The sequence below is a fragment of the Methylocucumis oryzae genome (genome assembly GCF_000963695.1).
Classification (GTDB): Bacteria; Pseudomonadota; Gammaproteobacteria; order Methylococcales; family Methylomonadaceae; genus Methylovulum; species Methylovulum oryzae.
Map to the genome: position 1 here is coordinate 20164 of NZ_LAJX01000118.1, position 8286 is coordinate 28449.

General features: G+C 46.1%; 9 protein-coding genes and 1 pseudogene. 5 read left to right on the top strand and 5 right to left on the bottom strand.

The features are described from left to right. Positions 1-44 precede the first annotated feature (44 nt). Positions 45-653 carry a TetR/AcrR family transcriptional regulator gene (locus VZ94_RS12045; protein WP_045779413.1) on the top strand — a complete coding sequence of 203 codons (609 nt, stop codon included), beginning with the start codon at positions 45-47 and terminating at the stop codon, positions 651-653. Between the two features lie 78 nt (positions 654-731). Here VZ94_RS12045 and kdsB read toward each other — a convergent pair. Both kdsB and VZ94_RS12055 read right to left on the bottom strand, forming a co-directional pair. Next, positions 732-1515: pseudogene (gene kdsB, locus VZ94_RS12050) on the bottom strand (3-deoxy-manno-octulosonate cytidylyltransferase). Further along, a complete protein-coding gene (locus VZ94_RS12055; protein ID WP_439097734.1) occupies positions 1512-1706 on the bottom strand; it encodes a Trm112 family protein in 195 nt (64 codons plus the stop codon). Before VZ94_RS12055 ends, kdsB begins: the two are co-directional and overlap by 4 nt. A 1048-nt stretch (positions 1707-2754) precedes the next feature. Between VZ94_RS12055 and VZ94_RS25175 the strand changes: the two genes are divergently transcribed. Both VZ94_RS25175 and VZ94_RS12065 read left to right on the top strand, forming a co-directional pair. After that, positions 2755-5244, top strand: coding sequence for a calcium-binding protein (locus VZ94_RS25175; protein WP_052700481.1), 2490 nt, complete (start codon positions 2755-2757; stop codon positions 5242-5244). A 229-nt stretch (positions 5245-5473) separates the two neighbouring features. Beyond that, positions 5474-6142 carry a DNRLRE domain-containing protein gene (locus VZ94_RS12065; RefSeq protein ID WP_045779415.1) on the top strand — a complete coding sequence of 223 codons (669 nt, stop codon included), beginning with the start codon at positions 5474-5476 and terminating at the stop codon, positions 6140-6142. A gap of 250 nt (positions 6143-6392) precedes the next feature. On the opposite strand, the gene VZ94_RS26445 is transcribed toward VZ94_RS12065, so the two are convergent. Continuing rightward, complete coding sequence (locus VZ94_RS26445; RefSeq protein WP_192828636.1) at positions 6393-6536, bottom strand: hypothetical protein; 144 nt, start codon at positions 6534-6536, stop codon at positions 6393-6395. Between VZ94_RS26445 and VZ94_RS12070 the strand changes: the two genes are divergently transcribed. Continuing rightward, positions 6492-6776 (top strand): ISAzo13-like element transposase-related protein, encoded by a 285-nt coding sequence (locus VZ94_RS12070; protein WP_157844906.1) that lies wholly within the window; start codon positions 6492-6494, stop codon positions 6774-6776. The genes VZ94_RS26445 and VZ94_RS12070 overlap by 45 nt on opposite strands. 25 nt (positions 6777-6801) lie before the next feature. Here VZ94_RS12070 and VZ94_RS12075 read toward each other — a convergent pair whose 3' ends face one another. Together VZ94_RS12075 and VZ94_RS12080 are read right to left on the bottom strand one after the other, a co-directional pair. Then, positions 6802-7218, bottom strand: coding sequence for a transposase (locus VZ94_RS12075; protein WP_338040387.1), 417 nt, complete (start codon positions 7216-7218; stop codon positions 6802-6804). Positions 7219-7228: 10 nt separating this feature from the next. Further along, complete coding sequence (locus VZ94_RS12080; protein ID WP_052700482.1) at positions 7229-7819, bottom strand: hypothetical protein; 591 nt, start codon at positions 7817-7819, stop codon at positions 7229-7231. Positions 7820-7831: 12 nt separating this feature from the next. Here VZ94_RS12080 and VZ94_RS27020 point away from each other — a divergent pair, with 12 nt between their 5' ends. Continuing rightward, a complete protein-coding gene (locus tag VZ94_RS27020; protein ID WP_157844907.1) occupies positions 7832-8020 on the top strand; it encodes a hypothetical protein in 189 nt (62 codons plus the stop codon). Positions 8021-8286 lie beyond the last annotated feature (266 nt).

An 8286-nucleotide genomic window follows, 5' to 3' on the forward strand; every position in this document is an offset into this window, starting at 1 on the left:
CATAATAACAATACAGCCTATAGAATTGGCTGTCGATAACGAACATGGAACAGGAACTTCATACCATTAAACGCACCGATGAAACGGATGATATATTGCTAGCGGCCCTGAAATTATTTGCTGAACAAGGTTATTTCAACACCTCGCTCACCGATATAGCAAAAGCCGCTGGTTTAACTACCGTCTCATCAATTTACCAATCTTTCAACAACAAACAAGCGATTGCTATCAAACTGAACGACATGATTTTTGATAGTTTAAACGTTTCAATCGATGATATAAGGCGGCGCAACCAAAAAGCCTCAGAACAATTAAGAAGCTTTGTTAATTTGCTCTTTAAGCTCACTGACGAAGCGCCTAACATCATGCGCTTCTTACTGGTGATGCAAACCAGTGAATTTATTCCCCAGCAAAAACCGTTGCTAGAAACGCCCGCCTTCACTAAAGTCGTTAAAATCATGCAAGCCGGTATTCGTGCTGGTGAGATTCGCAATATCGACCCGTTATTAGCCACCGGTTTTTTCTTAGGCGTTATCAATAATACCTTGCGCATGGTGTTATCCGGCGAATTGGAAAAAAACGCCGATGCTTACCAACCGCAAGCCTGGTTAGCCGCGTGGAATTTAATTGCGAAAAAGTCTACGTGTTTTTAAATAAGGCTTAGAGTAGTTAAGGTACGCAATGCGTACCTTACACCCCCCACACTATAGCCGTTTAGAGTATGTGTCGAACTAAAGGCCGTGCTTTATCGACTGCGCTAACACCGCTTCGACTCTAACTAAATCTTCTGGCGTATCAATACCTGCTATCGGTGTTTTGGCAACGATTTTAACCAGCACTTTATCGCCATGCCATAAGATTCTTAATTGCTCTAACGCTTCTACCACTTCTAGCGGCGAAGTTTTGCCAGCAACAGTAACGGCGTAAAAAACCGGCGGTGTACGCATAAATGCCGATATGGCGTAAATGCGGCAAACGTCCTGTAGGCACTCCCCCCGATAAACTAAATTGGCCTCGCTCCCAAGGAATCGGCGCACGGCTGAAATACAACGCATAGCCTTGCTTATCTAACACCACTTTCACTGCATTCGGATTGAACAGTTCTTCATGTTCTATGATATTCGCCGCCAGTGTCGCGATACCGGCTTGCTGTTGGGTGGCTAATGCATGAGCAACGTCTTTAATATATTCAGCCGGAATCAATGGCTCATCGCCTTGCAAATTGACAATAATCGTTTCATCAGGCCACGCTAAGGTATTCGCCACTTCCGCGATACGTTCCGTGCCGCTAGGATGATTAGCATCCGTCATCACCGCCTTAATCCCCAGTGCGTTAACCGCCTCCGCAATACGCACGTCATCAGTCGCAACAATCACGCTTTCAGCTCCCGCCTCTTGCGCTCGTGCGCAGACATGCGCAATCATAGGTTTGCCCGCAATCGGCAATAATGGTTTGCCTGGCAAACGCGTAGAACCATAGCGAGCGGGAATAACTACATTAAACTTTAAACTCATTGGTATAACGCATCCGTTTCTTCTAAGGTTAACGTTCTCGCTTCATCTTCTAACATGACAGGAATGTCATCTTTAATCGGAAACGCTAAACGGTCAGCTCGGCAAATCAGCTCTTGCTGGTCTTTAAAATAACGTAAAGGGCTTTTACAAATGGGGCAAGCCAAAATATCAAGTAATTTTTTATCAATCATATAGAGTCCAAGCTTATGTCGTTATCGTACCAGGCGCATAGCGCACCCCCAATCTCACAGCGGACATTGTACCGCACTATTCCATGCCTTTTATCTTCGTGGCTCGGTATTTTCACTTGTGCTAGCTACAATTAGCCAGTAAGCCTTATTCATCTAATTATTGCCAGGAGTTACGATGCCAGAACATCGTATTAAAACATTAGGGGTTTAGGCTTAGCTAAAAGAATAACTGGGGTCAGCGAAATAAAGCAGCAAGAATTTACGCTGACCTTTTTATACTGACCACTACTAAGTGTACACAGGGTCAACGCCCTTGGTTACCGTTCAGCATCAGAATTAGTATCAAAAATGATACAGAAGGCTTTATCTACAAAACAAGGTTACGTCTTAAGGGACTACCCACGATTTTTATGCCTTCCCAATCCGGTAATTTATTTTCGCAATGAGCTTCGATAATTCCCCCTGCGACAAAAGTTGCATAAGCAACTTTTGTATCAAACCCTTTTCGATAATGATTGATTTTAAACCCGCAAATAATTGACTCTCATTTCGCCCGGAAATCGGCAATATCAAAGGGAGGACGGTTGAAACTCAAACGCTGCTAGTATCCATTATTCGCCTATTTATTTTATTCTCCTTAGATAGCAGCAACTTTTGTCTCACCCCCGCTGTTTTCAAAAACCTCCGAATTAATTATTCAAGCAATTGATTTTTAAAATAATAAATACAATTTTTTAAGTTGGCACGACTATCGCTATTCACTAAATAGAACCTAAATCGAAGGTTCTACGAAGCAAACTGGCAATGTTCGGAAAAGGGTTTAAACCACACACTAAAGTCACCCTTCCGATTGTGCTTATTTACATCCAAAGCAATTCTACCGGTACACAGTCCTTGTAATTTGTCGAGCAAGCAGGGGTAGGTTCGGATTTATTTGCAAGAGCGAATACCTTGGCCCCTGAATCTCACGGCCAATAATAAAAGCTGAGTACCAGGCTAGCTAAGCTGCGATGCCGAAATTTTATTAACTACTTACGAGGATATTGACATGACAACATTTACTACCGTTTCAGGTTTTGCTGTCGGCAGCGCTAACCAAATCGACAGCTTGGTTGCCAATTACAGCAACTTATCGAACGAAATTATTGTTTTTGGGACGACAAATATGCAAGGGATCGTTTTGAACGATTTTCAAATTACCAGCCGCAGCAATAACAAAATGCTGGTGTTTCTTTCTAGTATCGAGAACTTCCAAGTTACTGGAACGCGCAGCAACGACATTCTTTATGGCGCTAATTTTGACCGCAACATGGGTTTTTCTGCCAATCCCTATGATGATGACAGATTAGACGGCGGGGATGGTGATGATTATATCGATGGTCGTGCTGGCGATGACGTATTAATTGGCGGTAACGGTAACGATTTGTTAAATGGTGGCAGCGGCCGGGATGAAATGCACGGCGGTGCGGGTAACGACAGGCTCTTTGGGGGAGCCGGTGATTGGCTGGATGATACGCTAGGGATCAACGATTTTTATGCTAACGAAGCGGCCCGGGTAACGGCGAACATACAAACGACATTACACGCCGATTACTCCGGTTATGGCGGCACCGGCATCGTTGCCAGCCGTACTGGCGCGGGCGGCGGCATTATCCAGAACGGTATCGGCGGCAGTTTAAGCTTTGATGGCGCGCTGGCTTTTGACATTAAAGGCAGCCAACAAAATGATGTTATCGGCGATGGCGTGATTTTGAACAACAACGATACGCTAATAGGCAATGGCGGCAATGACATCATCTTTGGCGGCGCTGGCAACGACTCGATAACCGGCGATGGGGGTAATGACGGCATCAACGGTGGGGACGGTAAGGATACGATCACAGGCGGCATCGGCAACGATACTATTGATGGCGGCCCCGGCAACGACACCATAGACGGCGGCGTGGGCGATGACCAATTGTTCGCCCTCTTCGGCACGGATGAAGAGACAGCCACTGGGTCTTTAGTGTCCGATGTTGTCTACGGCGGCGATGGCAATGATGTGATTAATGCGGTTGCCGGGGTGGATGGCGCGAATAAGCAACTTTATGGCGGTGATGGTGCTGACCAATTTATCCTCGACGTACGCGGCAGTGCAGCTACGTTAGGTTTTAATTTTAATACCACTACGCTGGCAAATTTTATCAACGCTACGACATTACCGGCGAATACTGGTCCAGATTTGCAATCACTAGGAATTCATCTCGGCATTCAAGCAGTCGGTGCGGGATTAGGTGCTATTCCCGTAATAGGCCCGGTATTGGGGTTTTTAACGGGTATAGCCGATACGGGTTTCAGCACTTATGAGGATATTCAAGATCTGCAAGATGCGATTAATACGCAAGTGGCCAATGGGCAACAAGCCGCATTAAATTTCTCCCCCGCCGATTGGGGGCAAATCACCACCAGCGGGGTGAGGGATGTCATGGTTATTAACGACTTTAAGATTGGCATAGACAGCATTCTTTTGCCCAGACTGCCACTCAATGCTTTCTATCAAATCCAAGATGCGTCCGCCGACGGCTTGCATGGCGTTTATATTTCCATCCGGCAGCAAGTAGGCAGCACGGGCAGCAGCGTCGAGCAACTCAAAAGCGTTGCCTTTATAGCCAATAACTACCAGGCTCAAATTGGCTTAGGGGTTACCAAGCAAATAACCGATTCGGAATTCGAATCAGCGATAAGAGATCTGCTGGTCAACAGCGATATTGGCACGTTTAGCAGAACACCCATCATAGGCGCAAATAATGTCAATGCCATAGTAACTATAGAAGGCTCTTTTGCTAACGACAAGATTAACGCTCAAGGCGGCAATGACGAAGTGTTTGGCTACTACGGTGACGATGTATTGAACGGCGGTGAAGGCCAAGACATTCTATTCGGCGGTTCCAACCATAATTCAGCTTACCTGAAGTACGAACGGGCGGCAGCCAACCCGACTGCGCCTTATTTAAACGACGGCAATGACTTCCTCAGCGGCGGCGAAGGAAACGATACCCTCTACGGCGAATCCGGCAATGACTTCATCAACGGTGATGCGTTTGAGCAATCTCCTCTGACTGGGGAGCGCGTGGCAATCGGCAACGGCAACGACATGCTCTTCGGCGGTGTCGGCAACGACACGCTGCAAGGCGGAGCGGGCAACGACACCTTAAATGGCGGGGACGGCTTTGACACCTTCATTTTCAATTCGCCTTTGGACGGTACTGTCGATACCATTATCGACTTCAATCCTGTCCAAGATACTATTCAATTGGATGCGGCTATTTTTTCAGCATTTACGGCTGCCGCCGGCATACAGGCTGACAACTTTACCAGCAACAGCACAGGCTTGGCCTTAGATGCCAACGACTTTCTCATCTATAACAACGTGAGCGGCGCATTACTTTATGACGCTGACGGTAGTGATGCGGGAGCAAGCGCAGTCCAATTTGCCCAATTGGAATTGGTGGGTGGCACCCAGCCATCACTGACAGCGGCAGATTTTGTCCTTGCATAATTGCAATCAAACTCGGCTGGGAACGTCGCTACGGATTTAAGCCCCAAATGAATGGCTTTTGCAGGGGGCGAAGATTTAATTGGCTTATCAGGCAGAAGCAGTGCCTATTTGAGTTCCCAGTTGTTTTATTAATCCAATCAATAGGTTATTAAATCATAACTTAGAAATTTTGTAGCGTAATCACTAGCCATTTGAACGTAGCAATCCACGAAACCAACTGGAGCATACAATGAAACTAAAAAACCTAACTGCCGCCATTTTATTGGCAGGACTCAGCCCCTTTTCTGTTCAAGCGGTGACTTTAGCTATCAATGCCGACAGCCATATTGCTTCTGCCAATGCCGGAACGGCAATTGGCATTAGCATATCGCCGACCAGTAAGGGTTTGTTGAAATTTGACTTAGCCGCTTTGCCGGAAGGTATCACAGGAAAAGACATCGCCAAAGCCACCTTGGTGTTTTTTGCCAAAACCGTGGCCGCGAGCGGTAAAATCCAAGCCAGTCCAGTGCTGGACGCGTGGGACGAAGCGACGATAACGACAGCCTTAGCCCCCAAAATTGGCGCACCGATAGATAAGAGCGCCATCATTAACAGAGGTAATACATACGTGGCCTTGGATGTTACCCAACTGGTCTTGGATTGGGTAGACAATCCCATCAGCAACAATGGCTTGGCTTTAGCGCCGCTGGCATCATCCACCACTACATTTACCTTGGACAGCAAAGAAGCCATCCAAACCAGTCATGCGGCGTTTATTGACATTACGTTAATCGGACCCGCTGGGGCTAAAGGAGACAAGGGTGATACGGGGCCACAAGGTAATACTGGATCACCCGGCCCAGTTACATTAATTTACAGACGTGATAATTTTTTTTCTCTCTGGGAGGTCATTTACTGAGCGGACTTTAACATGCCCTACTGACACATTCGCTATTAGCGGCGGTTGTGGCTCCAGTGACTCAAATTCCGGTTCCGGTATAACCGTCAATTATTCCGGCCCAACCCCTACAGATCCAAAATCCGGATGGACGTGTCGGGCCACAAATAACAGCTTATCTGCTTTTATTAGTAATTTTGTAATTTGTTCCTCTGCCACTAATGTTGTTGGCCCTTAAGAAAATCTTGCAAAGTGTTATTAACTTAAGGATTTAGCCAACAATAACTTCCCGAAATTGAGTTGGCACACCGAAGTCTGTTGCTTGATAATTGCCTGAAATTTCACCCTGAAAAAAGCTATCGAACATCGGTTGTTTCCCCATGTCACGCGGGCTTGCCGAGGCGCTGTTTTTCATTCACTCGCCATTGCCAAGCAATTCATGGAGAAAGCAAAAACGACTACAGGCTTGAAAGTGACGGTTGATATTTTAACGGGAATTTATGTCATGGGTAAAAAATGCGCCCCATATTTCCTCGAAACCATGACTATTCGGTTTGATGACTTCCTTCCCGTTGGAACTACCAAGCCATCCCAAAAGATCGCTGATTTCGGGAAGTTATTTTTAACCAAATCCTTAAAACACGTATTTAAGTAGTCGTTCAAAAGTGTTTTAACAAGCTTCAAGTGAAATTTATGGTGTATGAGCTACCGATGTTAGCCAATATTTCAAACAAAGAGTCCTTTAGCGTTTGGAAGGATTGATAAGCGGAAAAAGGCATCCACTCATATTTTATTTTTCGCCACAGTATTTCGATTAGATTAAGTTCAGGCGAATAAGGCGGAATATTCACTATAATCAGGCCCTTTTTGCGCCATTCTTCAAGATTTTGTGTAAACTCATGACTGGTATGAATAGAAGCATTATCAATAACTGCCGCCATTGGACGCGTAAGAGAGTCCGCTAATTCGTCGAAAAAAGCGACCACAATTGCACTGGAGATGGTGCCATCAAATACCCACGATTTAAATGAACCCTCTTTCCCCATCAAACCCAATACGTTCAGGCGTTTACTAGGCCGTCGAAATCCCCGCTCTATTCAAGCTTTATTATTCCCGCTTTTTGGCTGTTTTTTTCYAWWWTTTWMCAAAAAATGCGCGGCGTTTCTTACATACGGTATAGGGAATATTGTCTCGCTCCCAAACCGCTATATCGTTGTGACAGGTTTGATTTAATGCTTGCATGACGGTCAGTTGGTTCAAGTTTCCGCACAGTGTCGGAATGAGTAAGGCCGTACGGTTCATATCAGCCTGTGGGCTTCGTGCGATAATATGCTTGAAGTTGCCGAACAGTGATTCCATGATGTCACTGCTGACGGCTAACGGCAAGTCGGTTATCTCTTTCTGAATGGCCCTGTGCTGCTGCAGCCATTGTTGCAGACGCTGTTTCACCTTCGATTTTTTGGGAAGCGTTTCGGACAAGCGCAGACAGTGTTCATAACTGGCTTGACTCAGGCCTTGGTTCTTGAGCATTGCTAACACCTCTGAAACCACTTGGGTAGTGAGGGCAAAGCGTTTGATAAAGGGTTTCAACACGAGAAGTCCCGGTAGGGCGGTGCGCAACCTGGCAAGCGGGCTGCCTTTTTTGGCGCGGCCTTTGACGGCAAACACGTCCAGCATCTTGTCGGCCCATTTGCCCAAGGTGCTGATGCTTTGAAAGCGTCCTTGGCTCAGGTATCACGTGTTTTTTTTAGCGTTCTCAAGGGCCTGGTTCAGCTCGCTTATCTGCTGACTCAGTTCGGCGATTTTTTCTTTGCTGCGTTTTTCGGCTTTTCGACGCTCTCGGAGTTCAGTAGCCCGTTGGACGGCTTTGGTTCTCCATTCATTGCGGCTTCGAAGTAGTTTCGAGTATTGAAGCATGGGCGGGTTCGGCTATGAGTGACTTGGGCGTTATTGTTAACATTTTACGGCACATTCATAGCTAATTGCATTTTTATAGAATCCATAAGCTGGGAAGCTGAAATGGCGCTAAAATTGACCGATTTCGACGGCCTAGAGCGAGACAATATTCCCTATACCGTATGTAAGAAACGCCGCGCATTTTTTGGAAAAAAACAGCCAAAAAGCGGGAATAATAAAGCTTGAATAGAGCGGGGATTTCGACGGCC